Raw genomic sequence first — 23413 nt, forward strand, 5'->3', positions numbered from 1 at the left:
AGCCGGCGTTTCCGTCGCGATGCCGAAGCGTCGCTTAGATTTCTTCGTACAGCGGCAACGTCAGGAATTCCGCAAAGTCTTCCGACGTCGACATCTGTTCGAAGATCACTGCAGCGCGGTCAAAGTGGCCCACCGCGCCCGTCTCCTTCACCTTGGCCAATTCTTCCGGGATCAGCTTGCGCACGAGGTCGGCCGTGACCTTCGTGCCGTCTTCCAGCTTGCCCTTGGGCGAGCGGATCCACTGCCACACTTGTGAGCGCGAGATTTCCGCCGTGGCGGCATCTTCCATCAGGTTGTGGATCGGCACGCAACCGTTGCCGGCCAGCCAAGCACCCAGGTAGTGAATGCCGACGTTGATGTTCATGCGCAGGCCGTGTTCCGTGATCGGCGTTTCCGGCTGGAAGTCCAGCAGTTGGGCGGCCGTCACTTCCACGTCCGGGCGTTGCTTTTCGAACTGGTTCAGCTTGTCGCCCAGCACCGCCACGAATTCCTTCATCGCCGGTTCGACCAGACCCGGGTGGGCCACCCAGCCGCCGTCGTAACCGTCGGTGGCGTCGCGCTTCTTGTCGCCGATGATGCCGGCCATGGCGATGGCGTTCTTCTCCGGATCGTTCTTGATCGGGATCAGTGCGCTCATGCCGCCGATGGCGGGCGCGCCGCGCTTGTGGCAGGTCTTGAGCAGCAGCAGCGCGTAGGCACGCATGAACGGCGAGGTCATCGTCACCTTGGCGCGATCGGCCAGGCAGAAGTTCTTGTCGACCTTGAACTTCTTGATGCACGAGAAGATGTAGTCCCAGCGGCCGGCGTTCAGGCCAGCGCTGTGCTCACGCAGTTCGTACAGGATTTCTTCCATCTCGAACGCGGCGAGGATGGTTTCGATCAGCACGGTGGCCTTGATCGTGCCTTGCGGCAGGCCGATCTCGTTCTGGGCCATCACGAAGATGTCGTTCCACAGGCGCGCTTCCAGATGGCTTTCCATCTTCGGCAGGTAGAAGAACGGGCCGGCGCCGCGGGCGATCTGTTCCTTGGCGTTGTGGAACAGGAAGAGCGCGAAGTCGAAGATGCCGCCCGACACGCGTTCACCGTCGATCAGCACATGCTTCTCGTCCAGGTGCCAGCCGCGCGGACGCACTTGCAGCGTGGCGATCTTGTCGTTGAGCTTGTACGTCTTGCCGTTCTGCTCCAGCGTGAGCGTGCGGCGGATGGCGGCCTTCAGGTTGACCTGGCCCTGGATCTGGTTGTGCCAGCTGGGCGAATTCGAATCTTCGAAGTCGGTCATGTAGCTGTCCGCGCCCGAGTTGAACGCGTTGATGACCATCTTGGCATCGACCGGGCCGGTGATTTCCACGCGGCGGCAGTGCAGTGCCTGCGGGATCGGGGCAACCTTCCAGTCGCCTTCACGCACGGCCTTCGTTTCCGCCAGGAAATCCGGGCGCTCGCCGGCGTCCAGGCGCTTGGCACGCTCGACACGGGCAGCCAGCAGCTCTTTGCGGCGCGGCTGAAAGGCACGGTGCAGCTTGGCAACCAGCGCCAGTGCTTCGGGGGTCAGAATGTCTTCGTAGGCCGGCAGGATCTCGGCCTTGATCTCCATGCCTTGGGGCAGCGTGAGCGCCATGGTTGTTCTCCAGAGGATGATGTGAGGGTTGAACGGGTTCGGCCCTATGTTTGGGCCGATTTGGAATGCCTTAGGTCAGTTGCCTTGCCTGTACAAACTGCAGCAGATCGCGCATGTCGTGGCCAGCCGCGGTGGGCGCCACGTCGAGCGCCTCGGGCGGATGCCCCAGGCGGTTGATCCAGAACGTCGTGAAGCCGTACCACGTCGCGCCGCAGGCGTCCCAGCCGTTGGACGACACGAACAGAATCTCTTCGGCCGGCACGCCAAAAGCCTGCGGTGCCAATGCGTACGCTTGCGGAGCAGTCTTGTAGAGCTTCACAGCATCGACCGACAGCACGTGGTCGAACAGGCCTGACATACCCGCGCTCTTGACAGCGATATCAAGCATCTGCGGATTGCCGTTGGAGAGAATGCCGAGCGGCAGCTTCATCTCGCGCAGGCGGCGCAGGGCAGGCACGTTCTCGGGAAACGCCGACAGGCACGCATATTCGCGCATCAGCGTGGCTTCGTCGTGGGAGGAAAGTTCTACGCCCAGGCGTGCCGCCGCGTAGCGCAGCGCATCAACGGTGATGTCCCAAAACGGCTTGTAGTGCTCGCCCGAAGGGCCGGCCAGCGAGCGGATGCGCGTGTAGTCGATCTGCTTGTCACGCCAGAGCACCGACAGCGCCTCGCCCTTGCCGGCAAAGAGTTGCTCGGCGCGCGCAGCCACGGAATACACGTCGAACAACGTGCCATAGGCGTCGAAGACCACCGCGCGAATCGAACTCATGCCAAAGCTCCACGGACCCGAAGGCGGCGCGCCCCGTTTGTTCTACTGCACAGAACGCCTATCCGACCTTCGCAACGAGGGCCATTGTAGAAAAGGTGACGCACCGCACAAAGACGGCAATGGTCACTTGATCTTTAACTTTTACCATCGGAATGACGAGTGATAACCTTTATATTCGTCACAATCCCACGCTTTCCGATACATTCCAAACCCTATGTCTCTGTGGGCCCAATTCTGGTCGATTGCACAGTTCGTGCCGGTCGCAAAACTCATGCTGTACGCCGCACTGGCGCTGCTGGCCGGTCTGGCGCTGGGCGTCATGGCGGCATGGGGGCTGCATCGTGCCGGGCTGCTGCGCCGGCGCACTCGGATCGGGCGTTGGGTGGCACGCCTGTATTTCCTGTATCTGCCCGTCGTGCTGGCAATCTGCGCGATGCAGGCCGCATTGGCCGTGTGCGTGGAAGGCACATTGGCCGAACACCTGAAGACCGCTCGCCCCGTCATCCGGACATTGACGCAACAGACGCTCGGCGCGATGCAGGTGCAACTGCAATCGCTGCTTGAACAGCATCCGCAGTTGTCCACGGTTTCCATTGAGCATGTGGTGGACACCGCCGTTGACCAAGCCGTGCAGGCGCCCGAAGCCATGGGGAATGGCGCGCTGCGGCAACTCGCGGCGGCCGGTGCCGCACTGCTGGGGGCACACGCGTTTCGCGAAACGATCAAGGACGTGCTGGTGGAGCGCCTGCACAAACTCGCGCATATCGATGCCCAAACCACGCGCATTGCGCTGCGCCAATCCTTGGCATCACTGGCCGACGGCGAATTCGTGGCGAGTATCCTGGCCGAGCGGATACACGCATTCTTCATTGCGCTTTATCGCGGCATCGGGTTGCACTGCCTCTTTTGGCTGGCCCTGGCGGCACCAGAAATCGGTCTGGCGCAATGGCGCTTGCGCCGGACATCGACATCGGCGGGACTCCCCGCCTAACAGCGCTGGCATCAGAATGGATCACTTCAAGCAACTCGAAACCTTTGTCGCCGTGGCCACGCGCGGCAGTCTGTCTTCTGCGGCCGCCGCTGAAGGCGTGGCACCGGCCATCATCGGCCGGCGTATCGACGCACTGGAAGAGCGCCTCGGCGTGAAGCTGCTGGTGCGTACCACCCGGCGCATCACCCTCACCTTCGAGGGCTCGGCGTTCCTGGAAGATTGCCAGCGCATTCTCAACGATCTGCACAACGCTGAAGCCAGCGTCTCCGCCGGCGGCGTGAAGGCCAGCGGCCACCTGCGCATCACGGCCCCGGCCGGCTTCGGCCGCCGCCACGTCGCGCCGATGGTGCCGGACTTCATCGAGGCCCACCCAGATGTGTCGATGACGCTGGACCTGGGCGACCGCGTAGTCGACCTTGTCAACGAAGGGTTCGACTGCGCCATCCGCCTGGGTGATCTGCCGGATTCGAGCCTGGTATCGATCCGCCTGTGGGAGAACCGCCGCGTCGTGGTGGCCGCGCCCGCCTATCTGGAGCGCCATGGCGTGCCAACCCAGGTGGAGCAACTTTCTGGCCACAACTGCCTGGCCTTCGGCGCCAGCGCCAACGTGCAGCGCGGCTGGGTCTTCCAGCAAGGCGGCAAGACTGTCACCGTGAAGGTATCGGGCACGATGGAATGCACCGACGGCGCCGTGTTGCGCGAGTGGTGCCTGCAAGGTTATGGCCTGGCATGGCGCTCGTGGTGGGAGGTCGGCCACGACATCGCCACGGGCAAGCTGGTGACGGTGCTGGATGCCTTCGAGGCGCCGCCGATCGGCATCCATGCGGTGTTTCCGCAGCGCAAGCACCTGCCGCTGCGCGTGCGGCTCTTTATCGACTTCCTCAAGAACACCTACGGCAACCCAGCCTACTGGCGCCGGGCCGATGCTCTCATCGGGATGGACTAGCGACGCCTAGCGATCACTCCCGATGGGTGTTGCGAAGCACGGAGCCTACAATCAAGACAGTACGCATCACTTTGAAGGAGGTCGCATGTTCCAGCACATCCTCATCCCCACAGATGGCTCCGAGCTATCGCGCAAGGCCGTGGCAGGCGCACTCGACTTTGCCAAGACGCTGGGGGCGCGCCTGACGGCGTACACCTGCCTGGAGGAATACCCCTACACGCCCTTCTCCGAGATTGTCGTGGAGACCCCTCAGGCCTTCAAGGAGCGCGTTGAAGCCCAGGCGCGCGTGGTGCTCAAGGACGTGGAAGACGCGGCCCGCAGCGCCGGCATCAACTGCGATACCGACATGAGCTGCTTCGCGGTGCCCTACATGGGCATCATCGATGCGGCAGAACGTCACGGCTGTGACGTCATCTTCATGGCCTCGCACGGCCGACGCGGATTGGCCGGACTGCTGCTCGGCAGCGAGACGCAGAAGGTGCTCACGCACACCGAAATCCCGGTGATCGTCTATCGCTGAGCCACCTCCAGAAGGCAGGACTCCCTCGACACGCAGCCGCCCCTGACCGGGCGGCTTTCTTTTTGTCCTTGACTCTTGGCTTGTTCGTGCATACAACTTTGTACACAAAACTAAATAATCTTGTGCACAAGTTTGCGCACAATGAATGCACAGCCTGAACTCGACTTCATGCCGGCATCAACCAAGGAGAAGACAGAATGACCATCACTACCGCTTCGGCGGCACCGGCGGATGATCCGCCGCACGCGCATTCCAACGTCGTCATCAAACCGCAGTACGACCCGCGGCTCACCAACGAAGACCTCGCCCCGCTGAGCAAGCAAACCTGGGGCACCTACAACATCTTCGCGTTCTGGATGTCGGACGTGCACAGCGTGGGCGGCTATCTGACCGCGGCGAGCCTGTTCTCGCTGGGCCTGTCGAGCCTGCAAGTGCTGTTTGCGCTGCTGGTGGGCATCGTGATCGTGCAGGTGTTCTGCAACCTCGTTGCCAGGCCCAGCCAAGCGACCGGCACGCCGTATCCGGTGATCTGTCGGGCCTCGTTTGGCGTGCTTGGTGCCAACATTCCGGCCATCATCCGTGGCCTGATCGCGGTGGCGTGGTACGGCATCCAGACCTATCTGGCCTCGCATGCCTTCCTGATCGTGGCACTGAAATTCATGCCGGAACTCGCGCCGTATGCGGACTTGAAACAGCATGGCTTTGTCGGCCTGTCCACGCTGGGCTGGGCGGCCTTCATGTTGCTGTGGGTGCTGCAAGCCTTTGTGTTCTGGCACGGCATGGAGTCGATCCGCAAGTTCATCGACTGGGCCGGCCCGGCCGTGTATGTGGTGATGATCGCGCTGGCCGTGTGGTTGGTGCACAAGGCGGGTTGGGAGAACATCAACTTCACGCTCTCCTTCCTCAAGTACGAAGGCTGGGATGCCGTGCCCGTCATGCTGGCCGGGATTGCGCTGGTGGTGTCGTACTTCTCGGGCCCGATGCTCAACTTCGGTGACTTCTCGCGCTACGGCAAGGACTTCGGCTCGGTCAAGCGCGGCAACTTCTGGGGCTTGCCGGTCAACTTCCTCGGCTTTGCGCTGCTGGTGGTCATTACCACCTCCGCCACGCTGCCAGTGTTTGGCCAGTTGATCTCCGACCCGGTGGAAGTCATCTCCCGCATCGACAACACGACAGCAGTGGTGATCGGCGCGCTCACGTTCATGATTGCCACCATCGGCATCAACATCGTCGCCAACTTTGTGTCGCCGGCGTTCGACTTCTCCAACGTGGCGCCGCAACATATCAGTTGGCGCACGGGCGGCATGATCGCGGCGGTGGCCTCGATCTTCATCACGCCCTGGAACCTCTACAACAACCCCGAGGTGATCCACTACACGATCGACGTGCTGGGCGCCTTCATCGGCCCGCTGTTCGGCATCCTGATTGCGGACTACTACTTCGTGCGCCGCCAGCAGATCAACGTGGACGATCTCTACTCGATGCGCCCGACGGGCAGCTACTGGTTCCGCAACGGCTACAACCCGGCAGCCGTCTGGACGATGATCCCGTCCGCGCTGATCCCGATGGCCTGCGTGGTGTTCGAGCGCCTGCAATGGCTGGCCAACTACAGCTGGTTCATCGGCGTGGGCATCGCGCTGGTGCTCTACACCACGCTGAGCCGCAAGCAACTCGCCTCCGCCCATTGACCCTGACGAATTACGACGCACCAACATGGACATCCGCATCATCAACCCCAACACGACCGCCAGCATGACCGCGCTGATCGGCCGCTGCGCACAAGCAGCGGCCGCATCGGGCACATGCATCACCGCGGTCAGCCCGAAGATGGGCCCGGCTTCCATCGAAAGCCACTATGACGAGGCCCTCTCCGTGCCCGGCATCCTGGAGGAAATCCGCCACGGCGAGCGCGACGGCGCCGATGCCTACGTGATCGCCTGCTTTGGTGACCCGGGCCTCTACGCCGCACGTGAGTTGGCGCACGGCCCCGTCATCGGCATTGCCGAAGCGGCTATGCACATGGCCAGCCTGATCGGCAACAGCTTCAGCGTGGTGACGACGCTGGAACGTACCGTCGGCATGGCCTGGCACCTGGCCGAGCGCTACGGCATGCGCCATGCCTGCCGCAACGTCCACGCGAGTGACCTGCCGGTGCTGGATCTGGAAAAGCCGGGCTCCAATGCGCGCGCCGTCATCCTGCAAGCCTGCCGCGACGCACTGGTGCGGGACCGCAGCGACTGCATCGTGCTCGGCTGCGCTGGCATGGCGGATCTGTGCGAAGACCTGAGTGCCGAACTGGGCGTGCCCGTCATCGATGGCGTGGTGGCGGCGGTGAAGCTGGTGGAGGCGCTGGTCGGCATGCGGCTATCGACCAGCAAGCGCGGCGATTGGGCGCGCCCGCTGCCAAAACCCTACACGGGGATGCTTGCACCGTTTGCATTAGCCTAGTGCGGCACGGGAGGGTGCATTTGCTACCATGCATCCTTCCGCCTTTTTCCTCCGCTCTGTCACCCGCCATGCCCGCATCCGAACGGGAAACCACCGACAGCCAGCCTGCTGCCGAGCCGATCTACCAAGGCCTGCTGACGGCCATCATGGAACACCGGCTTCCGGCCGGCACCAAGCTGGTCGAGGAGCGCCTATGTGAAGCCACCGGCGCAGGCCGGCCCCGCATCCGCCAGGTGCTGGCGCGGCTGGCGCATGAGCAACTCGTGACACTGGTGCCCAACAAGGGCGCCTTCGTCGCGCAGCCTTCCGTGGAGGAGGCGCGCGACGTCTTCCAGACCCGCCGCATCATCGAACCCGAACTGGCCGCCATGCTGGCACGCGCGTGCAGGCCCGCGCAGGCCAAGCGCCTGCGCGAACACATCGCTGCAGAGCATGCCGCACGCGAGCGTGGCGATCGCGCAGGCACCATCCGCCTCTCCGGCGAGTACCACGTGCTCATCGCCGAGATGGCCGGCAACCACGTCTTGGAGCGGCTGATTCGCGAGACCGTCTCGCGCACCTGCCTGATCATCACGCTGTACGACCGCCCCGGCCTGCCCGCCTGCCCAGAGCACGAGCATGACACCCTCACCGAGGCCATTACCGCAGGCGATGCGGCACGCGCGCACGACCTGATGCGCGAGCACCTTGAGCACATCGAGCATTCGCTGGACCTGCATACCACACCAACGTCGGCGCTGGATCTCGAATCGATTTTCAAACGCGCCTGACCTGCCCGCGCCACAAAACGCCACCCTTTTTGCAAGCGGCGTTGCCAACAATGTCTCCCTCATACCAACCCTGCTTGAGGAGACACCATGCAAGCCCGCACGATCACAGCCTTGGCGCTGTCGATTGCCGCATCCTGCCCACTCGCCGCCATTGCGAGCGTTGAACTCGACGGCCGCCACGTCACGCCTGAAGCCATTGCGCGCATTGCGCAGGGCGAGCCCGCTCTGATTGCCCCAGCGGCACGCGAGCGCGTTCGCCAATCGCATCAGTTGCTGCTGGATGCCGCACGTCAGGGCCAACAAATCTATGGCCTGACCGTAGGTGTGGGCGAAAACAAAGACCGCGAGATGGTCGACGCCCGCGGCCAGCTGACACCGGAGGTCATCGACGCCTCGCGGCGCTTCAACATCGGGTTGCTGCGCTCGCATGGCATGGGCACAGGCCCGGATGCATCGGTTGCCGACACGCGCGCCGCCATGGCCGCGCGGCTCAACGGCATGCTCGCTGGCGGTTCCGGCGTGCAGCCCAGCATTGTCGACGCCTACGCTGCCGCCCTCAATGCCGGCGTCACACCCGCCATGCCCGCCAATGGTTCGGTGGGCGAAGCTGATATCACCCTGCTGGCCCACATCGGTATCGGCCTGATGGGCGAAGGCGAGGCTTACTACCGTGGTCGCAAGCAACCTGCCCTGCAAGCGCTCCAGGCGTCCGGCATCGTGCCCATCACGCCCTTCGGCAAAGATGGTCTGTCGATCCTGAGCTCCAACGCATACAGTGCTGGCCTGGCAGCATTGACCTTGCATGAGATGGACCACCTGGCAACCGTCGCCAAGCAGGTCTACGCACTCAGCCTGCAGGCGCTCAACGGCAATGTGTCGCCGTTCCTGGAGGACACGTTGGCGCTGCGGCCCTTCCCGCAAACCGTACGCGCTGGCACGGAACTGCGCCGCCTGTTGGATGGCTCCAGCCTGTGGCAGCACGATCCCGCTCGGCCGCTGCAAGACCCGCTGAGCTATCGCACCAGCGTCTACCTGCTGGGCGAACTGGACCGCGCGAATGCGGCCTCTCGCGCGTTGATCGACATACAGCTGAACAGTTCCGACGACAACCCAGGCATAGCATTGGGTGTGCACCCCAAGTCCGACCGCGCACAGGAATCGCAAGGCTATCTGCAAGGGGGAGCGGTCCTGCCATCGGCCAACTTTGAGCCGCTGCCGTGGGTGCTGGCGTTTGAGAGCCTGGGCATCGCACTGGCTCAGCATGGGCTCGGTGTGGCGCAGCGCGTGGTCAAGCTGAACGACACAAAGTTCACGGGGCTGCCGCGCTTCCTGGGCACCGACACCGCCGTGCAAGCGCTGGCGGAAATTGAGAAGCCTGCCACGGCGCTGGCCATGGAGATCAAGGCGTTGGCACAGCCGGTCTCGCTGGACTACCTGCCCATGGCCGGCAATATTGAGGATGTGGCAACCAACGCGCCGGCGGCAGTCCAACGGGTGCGCAAGCAGATCGACAACACGTACGCATTGCTGGCAATTGAAGCGATTCAGGCTGCGCAGGCGATTGACCTGCGCCGGCGCAAGCAGCCTACTTTCACGCTGTCGCCATCCTCGCAGAAGCTGTACGACGCGTTGCGCGCCCGTGCACCCTTCATCGATCAGGACCGCGCTCTGACGGACGACTTCCGCGCGGCAACGCAGGTGCTGCGCCAGATGCCGCAGTAATTCGCACGCAAAAAAAAAAACCGCGCCGTTGAGGAAAGCGCGGTTTCGAGAGGCCGGCGCGTGGTCAGCGCGCGGGCCCAGGTGTCCTGGATGCCGGATGCGTCGGCAAACTCAAGCCACCTTCTTGGCTTGCGCCGTTTCTTCGAAGAATTGTTCGTCTTCCGTCGAGCCCTTGAGCGCCGTGGTGGACGCTTCGCGCTCGATAGTCTGCGTCACGGCGTCGAAGTAGCCCGTGCCGACTTCGCGCTGATGCTTCACAGCAGTGAAGCCCTTTTCCGCCGCCTTGAACTCGGCCTCTTGCAGCTCGACAAAGGCGCTCATCTGATTGCGGGCATAGCCGTAAGCCAGGTTGAACATCGAGTAGTTCAGGGCATGGAAGCCGGCCAGCGTGATGAACTGGAACTTGTAGCCCATCGCGCCGAGTTCCTTCTGGAATCGGGCAATCGTGACGTCGTCCAGGTTCTTCTTCCAGTTGAACGACGGCGAGCAGTTGTAGGCCAGCATCTTGCCCGGGAACTTGGCGTGGATGGCCTGGGCAAACTTCTTGGCGTACTCCAGGTCCGGCTTGCCGGTTTCGCACCACACGAGATCGGCCACTTCTGCGTAGGCCAGGCCGCGCGAGATGGCTTGCTGCAGACCGGGCTTCGTGCGGTAGAAACCTTCCACCGTGCGTTCGCCGGTGCAGAACGGGCGGTCGTTGTCGTCCACGTCGGCGGTCAGCAGATCAGCGGCTTCGGCATCGGTACGGGCGATCAGCACGGTGGGCACGCCCATGACGTCGGCAGCCAGACGCGCAGCCACCAGCTTGCTCACGGCTTCACGCGTCGGCACCAGCACCTTGCCGCCCATGTGTCCGCACTTCTTCACGGCGGCCAGTTGGTCTTCAAAGTGCACGCCGGCTGCACCCGCTTCGATCATGGCCTTCATCAGTTCAAACGCATTCAGCACGCCACCGAAACCGGCTTCCGCATCCGCCACGATCGGGGCGAAGAAATCGATGTCGTCCTTGCCTTCCGACCATTGGATCTGGTCGGCGCGGGCGAACGTGTTGTTGATCTTCTTGACGACCTTGGGCACCGAGTCCACCGAGTACAGCGACTGGTCCGGATACATCTCGCCGTTGCTGTTGGCATCACCCGCCACTTGCCAGCCCGACAGGTAGATGGCCTTCAGGCCAGCCTTGACCTGCTGCATGGCCTGGTTGCCCGTCAGTGCGCCCAGCGCGTTAACGAATGGCTCGTTGTTGATCAGGTCCCACAGCTTTTCAGCACCGCGCTTGGCCAGCGTGTGCTCAATTTGCAGCGAGCCGCGCAGGCGCACGACGTCTTCGGCGGTATAACCGCGCTTGATGCCTTTCCAACGCGGGTTGGTGTCCCATTCCTTTTGCAGTTGCTGCACTTGTTGTTCGCGCGTCGTCATCACACTCTCCTGCTTGATCGCATCCATCCAATAAGAACCGGGTAGCTCGCTCACCGCTCAAAGCCACTGCCTTCCGCTGGCGCCCTTCCTGGGTGTCGTCGGCTGGCCAAAAGTCATGTGTCTTATATAAGAGTGTAGAAAGGCACGATGCGGCGCAACAAGAAGAACCTCAACTCGACCTGAAGTTTTTATTTGTTTATTTTCAACGACTTAATACCATCATTTCACGATACGGAAAGATTTTCCCCATCATGAAAGAGAGTGATGGTGCCCTGCGATGCGGAATTTTTGTGGACCAAAAAGACTTTCCGCATTATGAAAAATAGAAGACCCATCCTTCACATGCGGTAGGTCGGCACCCATCACACTGGCTTCGTGGCGTTGATGGCGCCGCTCCACTGGCCCTCTTTGGCACGGTGGCTTCTGCGGGCCGGGAGAAATACGTCTACATGCCTATGCCTGGCATCTACATGCAGGCCATGCGCGTTCAATCCGAATCGTTGGCGTGCTTGTGGGCCGCCGTCTCTTTCGCCTTCGCCAAGCGCCGCGCCACACGCTCTGCACGGATGGCTTCGGCAACGAAAATACCGACGACGGCCAACACGGCCGCCACGCCCAGCAACAGCCGATCCGTCAGCGTCATAGCGGTCAGGGCGCAGCACGCCCCCATGTTTTTTGGGCCTCCAGCGTAAGACGTCGTTCATCAAGAAGTCATAAAGAACGCCGCCCTCGACGCAAAATTCGCATCAACGTGCAGGCCCGCACGCAAACCGCTGACCCGGCAGTCATCTGCCCGGCCAGGGTGCTGGGTATCTCAGACTGGTATGCCTCACGGAATTGCTCTACACCTACAGATAGCGTCAATAAGAAGGGCGGGAGGCACGATGGCTACATTCGACAAGATGTGGCAGGCGGTTGTTGGTAAGCCGCTTGATCCACTCGACCCACGAACCCGCCATGCCATTGCCGTGACGCCGCTTCTGGCGTGGGTTGGGCTTGGGGCCGATGGTCTGTCCTCATCGTGCTACGGCCCCGAGGAGGCATTCCTCGCCCTGGGCCAGCACACACCCCTCGCCCTCTTCCTGGCGTTGGCAACTGCAGCCACCGTGTTCATCATTGCCCTGGGCTACAACCAGGTCATCGAACTGTTTCCCACCGGGGGCGGTGGCTATCGCGTTGCAACTGCGCTGTTGGGCCAGCGCGCGGGACTGGTGTCCGGCGCCGCACTGCTGGTCGACTACGTACTGACGGTGGCCACGTCACTGGCAAGCGGTGTCGATGCCTTCTTCAGCCTGCTGCCGTTGAGCGCACAAGCGTTCAAGCTGACCACTGAGTTGATCCTGATCGTGCTGATGACGGGCCTCAACTTCCGGGGCATGCGCGAATCGATTCTCGTGTTGCTGCCGATCTTCCTGGGTTTTGTCGTGCTGCACTTCGGGCTGATCGTCTATGGTGTGGCAGTCCATGGCAGCGGGCTCACCGCCGTCGTCCCGGACGCCGTGGGCGAGGCGCACACCATGTCGCAAACGCTCGGGCCGCTGGTGATGCTGGCGCTGTTGATGCGCGCGTTCTCGCTGGGCGGTGGTACCTACACGGGCCTGGAAGCGGTCTCGAACAACGTCAACATGCTGGCCGAGCCGCGCACGCCCCACGGCAAGCGGACCATGCTCTATATGTCGACATCGCTGGCGTTCACGGCGGGCGGCATCATCCTGCTCTATATGCTGTGGCACGCCAAACCGGTGGAGGGCCAGACGCTCAACGCCGTGGTGTTCGGCAGCGTGATCGACCACCTGGGGCTCGGCTCGGCATTTGCGCGTGGTGCGCTGCTGGCTGCGGTGCTGGCGTTTGAGGCGGGGCTGCTGCTGGTCGGTGCGCAGACCGGTTTTCTCGACGGTCCCGCCGTGCTGGCCAATATGGCGCACGACTCCTGGGTGCCCCGGCACTTTCGTGATCTGTCGGCCCGGCTGGTGCGCCAGAACGGCATCATCGTGATGGGCGTGGCAAGCGTGCTGATCCTGTTCTGGACGCACGGCGACGTGGCGGTGCTGGTGGTGCTGTACAGCATCAACGTATTCCTGACCTTCAGCCTGTCACTGCTGGGCCTGTGCACCTATTGGTGGCGCCAACGCAAGAATGGCGCGCACTGGTGGAGACACTTTGCGCTGTCAGCATTGGGGCTGTCGGTCACGAGCACGGTGCTGGTCATCACCCTGGTCGAAAAATTCACTGCGGGCGGCTGGCTGACGGTGCTGGTCACGAGCGCAGTGATTGCGCTGTGCTTCCTGATCCGGCATCACTACGACGAGACCCGCGCGCAGATCGCCAAGGAAGACGCGCTTTTCTCCGGCGAGACCCCCGTCGTGCTCGACACCGCAGCGCCGAGCAAACCCGACCCCAGCCTACCCACCGCCATCCTCCTGGTGGGCAAGCATCGCGGGGCCAGCATGCACGCGCTGCTGTGGGTCAACCGACTCTTCCCAGGGCACTTCAAGAACTTCATCTTCCTGGCCGTGGGCGAGGTCGATGCCAAGAGCTACGACGGTGCCGAACATCTGGAGCGCCTGCGCCAGACCATCACAGCATCACTGGACTACTACGTGGCGCAATGCCGCCGACATGGCGATGCGGCCGACTACCGCATCGCCTTCGGTACCAACCCGGTTGCACAGTTCACCAAGCTGGCCGAGACCACGATGGATGAGTTTCCCAACAGCGTGTGCTTTGCCAGCAAACTGATCTTCCGGCAGGTCAACTTCCTCACCGCTTGGTTGCACAACCAGAGCCCGCTGGAAATCCAGACGCGGCTGCATCTGCAAGGTAAGCAGATGGTGCTGCTGCCGATGAATGTCGGCTGAGGCGAACTGTGCAAGTGCGCAGCGCTCAGCCGCGCGCCAGCCGATGCGCGACCCAATCGCCGCCCGTAATGACATGCCGCCCAGCAATGTGTGCCGGGCTGACCGGATAGACGATGCACTCGACAGGCTCGCTGCCCAGCATCACGGCGTGGTTCTCGCGCAGGAAGAGCGCGTCGCCACCGGGGTACACCTCTTCGATCTCGTCGAGCACCGGCACGAGCGCGGCATCGATACGATAGACATCACCACGCACGGCGGTGCCGGTCGGGTCCAGCACCAGGCCCGGATATGCACCGAAGTCGTACAGGCGACCGTGCAACATGGCGGTGCCCAGCAACTCCGGTTCGGGAATGCCGCGCTTGGCTGCGGCCACGCGCAGGTCGTTGGCCTCTCCGGCGCGCAGCGTGCCGTAGACGAACACGTGAATGGCGTTGACCGGGCTCATACGAGTGGGTCCTGCGAAACCAGCACGCCGTCTTCATCGGCATAGATCCATTCACCGGACTGGATGTACGCGCCGGGCATCTGCACCCCCACCTCGCGCTGGCCGGCGTTCTTCTTGATGCTCTTGCGCGGATGCACTGCCAGTGCATGAATGCCGACATTGCATTCGATCAGCTCGCGCGTATCGCGCACGCAGCCGTTGAGCAGGATGCCCTCCCACCCGTTCTCCTCGGCCAGCTTGCCGAGGTTGCCGCCCACCAATGCGCATCGCAACGAGCCGCCGCCGTCGATGACGAGCACGCGCCCCGCGCCCTGCTCTTCCAGCGCGGCACGCACCAGGCCATTGTCCTCAAACACCTTGAGCGTCGAAGCCGGGCCGGCAAACGCGGCACGCTTGCCAAAGCTGCGGAACACGGGCGTGAGTACACGCAGGCTTCCGTAGATGAGTTTGTCTTCGTGCAGATCGCACAGGTCAGTGACTGGGGTCATCGTCATGGCAGTGTCGAAGGGTTGGGCGTTGGTAGAAGGAGATTAGCTGCGCGACTGTGCTCGCAACGAGTCGATGGTCGCACGCGGGCTGATGATGTTCGGATCCGTCTGCACCTCGATGATCGTGGCAACGGGGGCAACCAACGCAGCCTCAACGGCCGACTGGAAGCCTTCGAGCGAGCGTACCGTAAGCCCCTCGGCGCCGTACGCGCGGGCGAGTGCCGCAAAGTCGGGATTGCGCAGTTCGGTGCCGCTCACGTGCTCAGGGTACTCGCGCTCCTGATGCATGCGAATGGTGCCGTACATGTTGTTGTTGACCACGATGAAGATGACCGGCGCGTTGTATTGCATGGCGGTCGCCAGCTCCTGACCGTTCATCAGGAAGCAGCCATCACCCGCCATGCAGATGACGGGCGTGTCGGGGCACACGATCTTGGCGGCCACGGCAGCCGGTGCACCGTAACCCATCGCCCCGCTGGTCGGCGCCAGTTGCGTGCGCGAGCCGGAAGCCAGCGCGCCGTACTGATAGAAGCGATGCAGCCACGTGGCGTAGTTGCCTGCGCCATTGGTCAGGATGCTGTTGTGCGGCAGGCGCTCGCGCAGCCATTGCATCGCACGGGCCATGTCGATGCCTTGCCCGGTGAACGGCGGCGGCACGATGTTGGCAAGGTAATCGGCATGGGCGGCTTCGGTCCAGGCGGACCAGCGTGGCGTGGCGTCTGGCGAGATACCCTCCAGCGCTTCGGCAATCGCGGGCATCGACGCATGGATCATCAGGTGTACCTGGTAGACACGCCCCAGTTCTTCCGCGCCGGCATGTACGTGGATGAGCGTCTGCTTCGGGCGCGGCACGTCGAACAGCGTGTAGCCGGAGGTCGTCATCTCGCCCAGGCGCGGGCCGATGGCGAGCACCACGTCCGCCTCTTTCACGCGCGCGGCAAGCTTCGGGTTGATGGCGATACCAACATCGCCCGCGTAATTCGGGTGCCGGTTGTCGAACAGGTCTTGCCGGCGGAACACGCAGCCGGCCGGCAGGTTCCAGCGCTCGGCAAACGCCTGCATGCGTGCGGCGGCCTGCGGTGTCCAACCAGAGCCGCCCAGCAGCAATAGCGGGCGCTCTGCGTTCTGCAGCAACACTTTCAGTTGTGCGAGATCGTGCGGACCGGGCCACGCCATGGCGCGCACTTTCGTTGCCACATCGGGCGGCACATCGGCCACCGTAGCGACCTCGGTGAGCATATCTTCCGGCAACGCCAGCACGACCGGACCGGGCCGGCCAGCAGTGGCCGTCTGGAAGGCGCGCGCGATGTATTCGGGGATGCGCTCCACGCTGTCGATCTGCGCCACCCACTTGGCCATCTGGCCGAACATGCGGCGGTAGTCGATTTCCTGAAACGCTTCACGGTCGACAAAATCGCGGCCGACCTGGCCGATGAACAGAATCATCGGCGTGGAATCCTGGAACGCGGTGTGCACGCCGATGCTGGCGTTGGTGGCGCCGGGGCCCCGCGTGCAGAAAACGATGCCGGGGCGGCCGGTCAATTTGCCGTAGGCGTCGGCCATGTTGGCGGCACCACCCTCTTGCCGGCAGATGATGAAGCGCACGCGGTCGCGGCGCTGATAGAAACCCTCAAGCACCGACAGGTAGCTCTCACCGGGCACGCCAAAGGCGATGTCGACACCGTGGCCGACCAACGCATCGACCAGGATCTGCCCGCCGTGGCGGGGTTGGCCTACAACTGCAGTCTCCATGGCGAGTAGTCTCACGCTTGATTCGTTGACGACACAACGGATCATAGCGGAAGGCCAGCCTGTGTAAACAGCGGGCGCACACGCAAGAACGGGCTACATCTGCCGAAACAGATGCGCGTACTGTCGCGCCACCGGCAGCGTCTCCGCCCGCCCGCGTATCTTCAGACCCAAACGGCCCAGCGACAGATGCACGGCGCTCGACACATGCGCCACGTTGACCACAGTGCCGCGGTGCACCTGCCAGAAGTGCTCCGGATCAAGCTGGGCCAGCAACTCACGCAGGCTCATGCGGATGAGCGATTCACCGCTGCTGGCGACCACGTTGACGTACTTGTCGGTCGCCTCCAGATACAGCACGTCATCCACGGGGATGAAGCGCACCTCTTGCCCGACCAGCGCCTTGATGAAGCGTAGATAACCGCCCTGCGGTGTCACCCGCGTCTGCGCAGCGCCTTGCAGGCCGGCGAGGCGTTCGACGAGCTCTGCCAGCGTCTGCGCCGGATCCGCGGCGCCGTTGCTACTGGGGCGCACGGTCAGTCGGTCCTTCAGGCGCTTGACGGTCTCGGCCAGGCGCTCGGTCTGCACGGGCTTGAGCACGTAGTCGACAGCCGCCTGTTCGAAGGCATCCAGCGCAAACTGATCGTAGGCCGTGACGAACACCACCAGCGGGCGGTCCTCCCGGTCCGACAGCTCACGCGCCACGTCGATGCCTGAGAGCCCCGGCATGCGGATGTCGAGGAAGACAACGTCCGGCCCCTGCCCGGCCTGCGTATCGTCAATCACGTCCAGCACGGATTGCCCGTCGTGCACGGCCGGCAACAGCGTGGCCTCGGGCCACAGCGCAGCCAGTTCGGCGACCAGGTTGTCAGCCAGCGCCGGTTCGTCGTCGGCAATCAGCAGGCGGGGGGAAGACGGCATCGGTCAGGCTCCGGCGGGCGCGCGTGAAGACAGCGCTGGGTTGGCGGCGGGGCGTGAGGACTGGGAAAAGCGGCAACGCCATTCAGGCGCATCCGCCTGGGCAGGCGTATCAGTTGTTTCGCGTGCGAGCGGCAGCTCAACAATGATCGTCACGCCATGCGGCACGGTTTCCGTAATCGTCAGGCGCGCGTCACCATCAAACAGGCGCGCCAGCCGTTCACGCACATGCGTGAGGCCCAGCCCCGAGCCCTTGCCGCCATCGTTGCCGAAGCCGACGCCGGTATCGCGCACTTCCAGCACGAGGCGTTCGCCCTCATTGTGGGCAACCAAGCGGGCCGAGAGCGCAATCTCTCCGCCTTCGCGTGCCGGCTCGATGCCGTGCACGACAGCGTTCTCCACCAGCGGCTGGATCAACATGGGCGGAATGACGATGTTGGCGATGGCATCGTCCAGCGTCAGCGAAAACCGCAGCCGATTGCCGAAGCGCAGCGCCTGAATGTCGAGATACGCACGCAGCAGCGCAAACTCCTGCGCCAGCGTGCATTGCTCGGCGCGGGCATGCGAGAGCGACGTACGCAGAAAGCCGATCAGGTGCTGCAGCAAGCGCCGCGCGCCAACCGGGTCCCGGGCAATCAACACATCCACATGGGCGAGCACGTTGAACAGGAAGTGCGGCTCGATCTGCGCTTGCAACGCCATGAGCTGCGCACGCACGACCTGCTTCTCGGCTTCTTCACGGTCCAGCGCATCGAGCGCGGACTGACGCTCCAGCGCGACCAGCTTGCCGCGCGACCAGTAGTAGTAGGTTGCCCCCAGCGCGGCCAGCATCGTGATGATGAAGCTCATGCGCAGGCTATCGGCCCGCCAGGGCATGGGGAACGGCGCATTCATGCAGAGAATGATGCGCGCCACCCATTGCCCGAACGGCACGCCAATCACCACCGCGCCAACCACAACCCACGGAAAGAACTTCTTGCTGGGCGGCCCATCGCCCCAAAAGACGTGACGCGGAATGCCAATCAACGAGAACACCGACAGACCGATCGACTGGCTGAAAACAAAGTCCTGCCAGAACGTCTCTTCCGGGCGGATGCCGAACGCCAGCACCGTCGCAATCAACGTATTGATGACGATGATGACGGCATAGCGGACCAGCCAGCGCCGCACGAAGCGCAGGCAGTCGGCAAGCGAAGGAAACGACACATTGGCGAGCATGCGGGCGATCTTACCGGAGGGTTCTCCGGCGTTGAAGCTTGGGGTTTCCCGCATCAGCGGCCAGCCTGTTCGCGCAGACGGGCGAGCTCCTGATCGACCATGCGCTGGTAGCCGTTGCCCATGCTCCAGGCCAGGCTCAGACCGTGCGCGGCCAATCCCATCCCCCAGCCCAGCAGCGGCCAGACGAACCAGAACTGCCCGCGTGACAGCGCAATCGCCGCCAGCACGGCGTTCACGGCCAGGAACGACAGCAGATGGATGCGGAATCCCATGCGGGCGCCGGCGCGGTGGCGGGCGCGGCGCAGCAGGGCATCGTCAGATTCAGGGGAGGTGTTGTAGGGGACGGCGGACATGGCGGTCTCAGGTGGAACCGAGGATGTCCGCAGTATAGGAATGGCGCCTGGGCGGGCGCCATTGGCGTGTGACGAATGGCGGAATTGGAGGGGTGAACGGCCGCCACCCCGCGCCGCTGGCGTGGCCCCTACGCCGCCAGCGCCTCCCGCACCCCTTGCGTGACCACCGTAGAAGCCACCGCCTCCGCCACCGTCTCGCGCGACAGATGCGGCGCAAACATCCCGATGAAGTCGTGCGCATAACCACGCAGATACGCGCCTCGGCGCACCGCCACACGCGTGGTATTCGGCTCGAACAAATGGTCCGCACCGATGCACACGAGGTTGTCATCCTTGCGCCCGTCATACGCCATCGACGCGATGATGCCCACGCCCACATCCAGCGCGACGTAGGTCTTGATCACGTCGGCGTCCATGGCGGTCAGCACGATCTCCGGATGCAGGCCCGAGGCAGCAAACGCGGCGTCGATGTTGCGGCGCCCCGTAAAGCCGGCGTCGTAGGTAATCAGCGGGTACTGCGCCACGTCTTCCAGCGTAGGCAACGGATTCTTGGTCAGCGGATGGTCCGGGCTGACCACCAGCACGTGGCGCCAGCGGTAGGCCTCAAACGACGTCAGCCCCGGTTCGTTAGCCACAGCCTCGGTAGCGATGCCGATATCGGCCTGCCCCGTCAGCAGCAGTTCAACGATGTGCGATGGCGAGGCCTCCTGCAGCGCCAGCGTGACGTGCGGATATTCCTTGCGGAACGACTGCACCACCTTCGGCAACGCATAGCGCGCCTGCGTGTGCGTGGTCGCCACAGTCAAGCGACCAGACTGGCGGCCAGAGAACTCCTCACCGGCCTGGCGCAGGTTCTCGGCTTCGAGCAGTAGGCGCTCGACAATGCGCACGATCTCGCGGCCCGGCTCCGTCAGGCCGGTCAGACGCTTGCCGTAGCGCTCGAAAATCTCCACGCCGAGCTCGTCCTCCAGCTCACGGATCTGTCGCGACACCCCCGGCTGCGACGTATAGAGCGCGTTGGCGACTTCGGTCAGGTTGAACTGGCGGCGGACCGCCTCGCGGATGGAACGCAGTTGTTGGAAGTTCATGCTCGTGTCCTCTCGAATGGTTGTCGTCGGAGCGGCGGATTGAGTGAGGGGTTAAGCGGCGGATTGCACGGTTGGCTGTGCGCTGCCCTGGGCGAACACACGAATGGCACGCGGACGCACCACCAGCGTTTCGCCTTCACGGAAACCCTCGGCGCGGAAGCGCTCGATGGGCAGGGAGACTTCGATAACGTCGTCGGTGTCTTCGCGCTCCAGCTCCAGCTGTGCGACGGCGCCCAGCGTGAGCGCGCGGCGCAGCGTCACGGGGATGCCTTCGGCGCCGGGCGCATAGCGCTCCAGGTCGATCTCGTGCGGGCGGACAAACGCCACCGCTTGATCAGCACGCGACGAATCCACACCGCCCGATGGCACGGTGATGGACGCATCGCCCACATGCAGCACGCTGCCGCCCTCGCCTTCTTCCAGGCGGCCGTGGAACAGGTTCACATTGCCGAGGAAGCCATAGACGAACGGCGTGGCCGGCGTGTTGTAGACGGTAGCCGGGCTGCCGACCTGCTCCACCTGCCCACGGTTCATCAGCACCACGTTGTCGGCCACCTCCAGCGCCTCTTCCTGATCGTGCGTGACGAACAGGCTGGTGACATGCAGATCGTCATGCAGGCGGCGCAGCCAGCGGCGCAGTTCCTTGCGCACCTTGGCATCGAGCGCCCCGAACGGCTCATCGAGCAGCAGCACGCGCGGCTCCACCGCCAGTGCACGCGCCAACGCAATCCGCTGACGCTGCCCGCCCGACAGTTGCGGCGGATAGCGATCGGCCAGCCAGTCCAGTTGCACCAGCTCCAGCAACTCTTTCACCTTGGCGCGGATCTTCTCTTCGCTGGGCCGCTGCGCACGCGGTTTCACGCGCAGGCCGAAGGCGACGTTCTCGAACACCGTCATGTGCTTGAACAGCGCGTAGTGCTGGAACACGAAGCCCACCTGGCGTTCGCGCACGTGCTGGTCCGATGCATCTTCACCGTTCAGATGGATGCTGCCCGAATCCGCATGCTCCAACCCCGCGATGATGCGCAGCAGCGTGGTCTTGCCGCAGCCCGACGGGCCCAGCAGCGCGGTCAGCTCGCCTTGCTTGAAATCGAGCGAGACATCGTTGAGGGCGATGAAGTTGCCGAAGCGCTTGGTGATATGTTGAACCTGGATGCTCATGCTGCGCTCCCTTCGAGCGGAGATTGCACGGAGACGTGCGAATTCGAAACGGATGTGGTTTGCTGCGTGGCGGCGCGCTGACCGGGGCCCTCGCCCACGCCGGCATCTGCGTCAGCCAGTTCACGGCGGCTGCGCCATTCGACCAGCGTCTTGAGGCCAAGCGTCACCAGCGCCAGCAGGGTCAGCAGCGAGGCCACGGCAAACGCCGCCGCGAAGTTGTATTCGTTGTAGAGAATTTCGACATGCAGCGGCATCGTGTTGGTCAGCCCGCGAATGTGGCCCGACACCACCGACACCGCACCAAACTCACCCATCGCCCGCGCATTGCAGAGGATCACACCGTACAGCAGACCCCACTTGATGTTCGGCAGCGTCACGCGGAAGAAGGTCTGCCAGCCTGATGCACCCAGCACGATGGCGGCCTCTTCCTCTTCGCTGCCCTGCGCCTGCATGAGCGGAATCAGCTCGCGCGCCACGAATGGAAACGTGACGAACACGGTGGCCAGCACGATGCCCGGCACGGCAAAGATGATCTTGAAATCGTGGTCGGAGAGGTACGGCCCGAACCAACCCCGCGCGCCGAACAGCAGCACGTAGATCAGCCCTGCGATGACCGGCGACACCGAGAACGGCAAGTCGATCAGCGTCAGCAGCAGGTTCTTGCCGCGAAACTCGAACTTGGCAATCGCCCACGCCGCCGCCACGCCAAACACCACGTTCAGCGGTACGGCAATCGCCGCGACGGTCAGCGTCAGGTAAATCGCCGACAGCGCATCGGGTTCGATCAGGGCTTCGAGATAAACGTCCACACCCTTCTTGAATGCCTCGTAGAACACGCTCGCCAGCGGCACGAACAGGAACAGCGCGAGAAACACGAACGACACGAGGATCAGCGTCGCACGCACCCAGGCGGATTCCACCGTGGCACCACGCCGTGCGGCAACCGGTGCCGCGCCAAGTTGACGGGAAACAGTACCGGCCATGTCAGGCTCCTGCCGCGCTGGTGATCAAGGTTTCGGGGGCACGCTCGATGGTGTCATTGCGATTGCCGCGGCGGCGCGTCCAGGCTTGCAGCAGGTTGATCACCAGCAGCAGCGTGAACGAGATACCCAGCATGACGACAGCGATGGCTGTGGCGCCTGCGTAATCGAATTGCTCGAGCTTGGAATAGATCATCAGCGGCGTGATCTCGGAGACCATCGGCATGTTGCCGGCGATGAAGATGACCGAGCCGTATTCACCCGTGGCTCGAGCAAACGACAGCGCAAAGCCAGTCAGCAGCGCGGGCAGCAAGGTCGGCAGGATCACGCGGGTAAAGGTCTGCCAGCGCGTGGCGCCCAGGCTGGCGGCAGCTTCTTCCAGCTCGGTTTCCAAGTCTTCGAGCACCGGCTGCACCGTGCGCACCACAAACGGCAGACCGATGAAGGTGAGCGCCACCACAATGCCCAGCGGCGTGAAGGCAACCTTCAGCCCAAGCGGCTCCAGGCGCGAGCCGATCCAGCCATTCGGCGCATACAGCGCGGTGAGCGCAATGCCTGCCACCGCAGTCGGCAGCGCAAACGGCAGGTCGACCAGTGCATCAATCACGCGCTTGCCCGGAAAGCGATAGCGCACCAGCACCCATGCCACGATCAGCCCGAACACGAGGTTGACCACCGCCGCAATCAACGACGCGCCAAACGTCAGCTTGTACGACGCCACCACACGCGGCGCGGTGACCGTGGTCCAGAACGCATCCCACGTCATCGTGAACGTCTTGAGGACGGTCGCCGACAGCGGGATCAGGACGATCAGCGCGAGGTACAGCAGCGAAAAGCCCAGCGCCAGCCCGAAACCGGGGAGCACGTTGGCAGGCTTACGCCGCGCGGGAGGAAACAACGCAGAGGACAGGCTCATCAGCGCAACCGATAAAAATGGCCGCAAAGCGAAAAACAC

The 23413-nt window shown here is 63.5% G+C and carries 22 protein-coding genes; 8 read left to right on the top strand and 14 right to left on the bottom strand.

Annotation, left to right across the window (positions count from 1 at the left end; all coding sequences use genetic code 11):
• Positions 1-34: 34 nt before the first annotated feature.
• Together aceB and V6657_RS09300 are read right to left on the bottom strand one after the other, a co-directional pair.
• On the bottom strand, positions 35-1615 hold the full coding sequence (aceB, locus tag V6657_RS09295) for a malate synthase A (RefSeq protein ID WP_048932255.1): 1581 nt from the start codon (positions 1613-1615) through the stop codon (positions 35-37).
• Between the two features lie 70 nt (positions 1616-1685).
• Positions 1686-2384 carry a haloacid dehalogenase type II gene (locus V6657_RS09300; protein ID WP_048932254.1) on the bottom strand — a complete coding sequence of 233 codons (699 nt, stop codon included), beginning with the start codon at positions 2382-2384 and terminating at the stop codon, positions 1686-1688.
• A gap of 214 nt (positions 2385-2598) precedes the next feature.
• Here V6657_RS09300 and V6657_RS09305 point away from each other — a divergent pair, with 214 nt between their 5' ends.
• The 7 genes from V6657_RS09305 to V6657_RS09335 all read left to right on the top strand — a co-directional run bounded on the left by V6657_RS09305 (position 2599) and on the right by V6657_RS09335 (position 9781).
• Positions 2599-3375, top strand: a complete 777-nt coding sequence (locus tag V6657_RS09305) for a hypothetical protein (RefSeq protein WP_048932253.1) — start codon at positions 2599-2601, stop codon at positions 3373-3375.
• 16 nt (positions 3376-3391) lie between these two features.
• The gene (locus V6657_RS09310) at positions 3392-4321 is read left to right on the top strand and encodes a LysR family transcriptional regulator (RefSeq protein WP_021194333.1); all 930 of its coding nucleotides are present in this window, start codon (positions 3392-3394) and stop codon (positions 4319-4321) included.
• Between the two features lie 85 nt (positions 4322-4406).
• Complete coding sequence (locus V6657_RS09315) at positions 4407-4841, top strand: universal stress protein (RefSeq protein WP_048932252.1); 435 nt, start codon at positions 4407-4409, stop codon at positions 4839-4841.
• A 197-nt stretch (positions 4842-5038) separates the two neighbouring features.
• A complete protein-coding gene (locus V6657_RS09320) occupies positions 5039-6529 on the top strand; it encodes an NCS1 family nucleobase:cation symporter-1 (RefSeq protein ID WP_048932251.1) in 1491 nt (496 codons plus the stop codon).
• A gap of 25 nt (positions 6530-6554) precedes the next feature.
• Positions 6555-7289, top strand: coding sequence for an aspartate/glutamate racemase family protein (locus V6657_RS09325; RefSeq protein WP_048932250.1), 735 nt, complete (start codon positions 6555-6557; stop codon positions 7287-7289).
• A gap of 68 nt (positions 7290-7357) precedes the next feature.
• Positions 7358-8059 carry a GntR family transcriptional regulator gene (locus tag V6657_RS09330; protein WP_048932249.1) on the top strand — a complete coding sequence of 234 codons (702 nt, stop codon included), beginning with the start codon at positions 7358-7360 and terminating at the stop codon, positions 8057-8059.
• A gap of 87 nt (positions 8060-8146) precedes the next feature.
• Positions 8147-9781, top strand: coding sequence for an aromatic amino acid ammonia-lyase (locus V6657_RS09335; RefSeq protein WP_048932248.1), 1635 nt, complete (start codon positions 8147-8149; stop codon positions 9779-9781).
• A gap of 111 nt (positions 9782-9892) precedes the next feature.
• On the opposite strand, the gene aceA is transcribed toward V6657_RS09335, so the two are convergent.
• Entirely contained in the window at positions 9893-11200 is a 1308-nt protein-coding gene (aceA, locus tag V6657_RS09340) for an isocitrate lyase (RefSeq protein ID WP_048932365.1), read from the bottom strand.
• 487 nt (positions 11201-11687) lie between these two features.
• Positions 11688-11843, bottom strand: coding sequence for a hypothetical protein (locus tag V6657_RS09345; RefSeq protein ID WP_160315275.1), 156 nt, complete (start codon positions 11841-11843; stop codon positions 11688-11690).
• 241 nt (positions 11844-12084) lie between these two features.
• Between V6657_RS09345 and V6657_RS09350 the strand changes: the two genes are divergently transcribed.
• On the top strand, positions 12085-14058 hold the full coding sequence (locus V6657_RS09350; RefSeq protein ID WP_048932247.1) for an APC family permease: 1974 nt from the start codon (positions 12085-12087) through the stop codon (positions 14056-14058).
• Between the two features lie 25 nt (positions 14059-14083).
• On the opposite strand, the gene V6657_RS09355 is transcribed toward V6657_RS09350, so the two are convergent.
• From V6657_RS09355 to cysT, 10 genes are all read right to left on the bottom strand, one after another.
• Positions 14084-14503, bottom strand: coding sequence for a gamma-glutamylcyclotransferase (locus V6657_RS09355; protein WP_021194325.1), 420 nt, complete (start codon positions 14501-14503; stop codon positions 14084-14086).
• The gene (gene rraA / locus V6657_RS09360) at positions 14500-14997 is read right to left on the bottom strand and encodes a ribonuclease E activity regulator RraA (protein ID WP_048932246.1); all 498 of its coding nucleotides are present in this window, start codon (positions 14995-14997) and stop codon (positions 14500-14502) included. Before rraA ends, V6657_RS09355 begins: the two co-directional genes overlap by 4 nt.
• Before the next feature lie 36 nt (positions 14998-15033).
• Positions 15034-16743, bottom strand: coding sequence for a thiamine pyrophosphate-binding protein (locus tag V6657_RS09365; protein WP_048932245.1), 1710 nt, complete (start codon positions 16741-16743; stop codon positions 15034-15036).
• 93 nt (positions 16744-16836) lie between these two features.
• The gene (locus V6657_RS09370; protein ID WP_021194322.1) at positions 16837-17661 is read right to left on the bottom strand and encodes a LytTR family DNA-binding domain-containing protein; all 825 of its coding nucleotides are present in this window, start codon (positions 17659-17661) and stop codon (positions 16837-16839) included.
• Positions 17662-17664: 3 nt separating this feature from the next.
• Positions 17665-18930, bottom strand: coding sequence for a sensor histidine kinase (locus V6657_RS09375; protein WP_048932244.1), 1266 nt, complete (start codon positions 18928-18930; stop codon positions 17665-17667).
• Positions 18930-19229 carry a 2TM domain-containing protein gene (locus V6657_RS09380; RefSeq protein WP_048932243.1) on the bottom strand — a complete coding sequence of 100 codons (300 nt, stop codon included), beginning with the start codon at positions 19227-19229 and terminating at the stop codon, positions 18930-18932. Before V6657_RS09380 ends, V6657_RS09375 begins: the two co-directional genes overlap by 1 nt.
• Positions 19230-19357: 128 nt before the next feature.
• A complete protein-coding gene (locus V6657_RS09385) occupies positions 19358-20317 on the bottom strand; it encodes a CysB family HTH-type transcriptional regulator (protein ID WP_021194319.1) in 960 nt (319 codons plus the stop codon).
• A gap of 51 nt (positions 20318-20368) precedes the next feature.
• Positions 20369-21478, bottom strand: coding sequence for a sulfate ABC transporter ATP-binding protein (locus V6657_RS09390; protein ID WP_048932242.1), 1110 nt, complete (start codon positions 21476-21478; stop codon positions 20369-20371).
• On the bottom strand, positions 21475-22461 hold the full coding sequence (cysW, locus tag V6657_RS09395; RefSeq protein ID WP_048932241.1) for a sulfate ABC transporter permease subunit CysW: 987 nt from the start codon (positions 22459-22461) through the stop codon (positions 21475-21477). Before cysW ends, V6657_RS09390 begins: the two co-directional genes overlap by 4 nt.
• Position 22462: 1 nt before the next feature.
• The gene (cysT, locus tag V6657_RS09400) at positions 22463-23374 is read right to left on the bottom strand and encodes a sulfate ABC transporter permease subunit CysT (RefSeq protein ID WP_048932240.1); all 912 of its coding nucleotides are present in this window, start codon (positions 23372-23374) and stop codon (positions 22463-22465) included.
• Between the last annotated feature and the right edge of the window lie 39 nt (positions 23375-23413).

Origin of the sequence: Ralstonia sp. RRA, from assembly GCF_037023145.1 — a bacterium.
Taxonomy (GTDB): Bacteria; Pseudomonadota; Gammaproteobacteria; order Burkholderiales; family Burkholderiaceae; genus Ralstonia.